General features: G+C 44.0%; 2 protein-coding genes. Both read left to right on the forward strand.

The features are described from left to right. Positions 1-395 (forward strand): hypothetical protein (locus tag ACS8FD_RS16225; RefSeq protein ID WP_439276601.1); only part of this gene is annotated, 395 nt, incomplete at its 5' end. Between the two features lie 27 nt (positions 396-422). Next, on the forward strand, positions 423-947 hold the full coding sequence (locus ACS8FD_RS16230; protein ID WP_439262212.1) for a c-type cytochrome: 525 nt from the start codon (positions 423-425) through the stop codon (positions 945-947). Positions 948-1,116: the final 169 nt, after the last annotated feature.

The following is a 1,116-nucleotide window of genomic DNA, read 5'->3' on the forward strand; positions in this document are numbered from 1 at the left end:
TTATTAAAGGTGTTGGAATGAAAAAAACAGTACTAAATACAGCGTTAAGCGCAGCAATGGTTGTTACTCTTGGGTTGGGTGTTACCGCTTGTAGTGGTGACAAAGACGGCGAGTCACATGAGGTCTTAGCAGTAGACAAAGTGGAAGAAGCCGCTGAATTGGCTCGTCAAAATGCCCCTGAAGCTGAAGACATGGAGTTTCCAGAGACAGCGCCAATGCCTGTAGATGGTACAGAAGCAGACGCTACTATGACTACACAAGAAGGCATGACTGAGCCTGCTACAGCAGAAGCCACTACTGACGATACCGACGCAACTACGACTGATAGTGCAACTACGCCAGCTACTGATACTGCAGCAACAGAAACTGATGCTGAACCAGCGACGAATGAGTAGCTGCTAACATAAACTAAGAGGGGAGTTATGATGATAAACAAACTAACTTTATCTGCTTTTAGTATTAGCACATTGTTGTTATTGAGTGCTTGTAGTGGTGATAATAACACTGCTGACGAGTCTGCTACGATGGATGAACCTGCTGAGACAAGCACAGTGGTAGAAGAAGCATCTGTAGCAGATCCTGAAACCATGACGCCTGAACCTGTGGTCGAAGCTGAACCTGTGGTTGAAGTGGAAGCTGAGCCAGTTAAAGTAGCGATGACTGAAGAAACAGAGCAAGAAACGGCTGCTGAGCCTGAGGTGTTGGCAGCTGATGCAGGAGCAAAGCTGTATGAGTCCAATTGTAAAGTCTGTCACGAAGCAGGTCTGCTCGATGCGCCCAAATACGGTGATAAGGCTGCATGGGCACCGCGTCTTGCTAAAGGTATAGAGACGCTACATATGCATTCAGCTAAAGGCTTTAACAAGATGCCAGCGCAAGCGACTGATAAGATAAGTGAAGCGCAAGTTTATGCTGCGGTTGATTATATGGTCGAGGCAGTTAAGTGATACTATATATATAGAGTATATTGGCTATTGAAATTTGCTAAACTGACCGTCATTGTGACTGACAATGACGGTTTTTTTATGCATATTTTTTTAGATGCTAAATAATGAAAAACATCGCAAAAAACGATATGAAGACAAAAGCATAAAGGCAATAGTATGAAGGTATTGG

The sequence above is a fragment of the Psychrobacter sp. 1U2 genome (assembly GCF_051847575.1).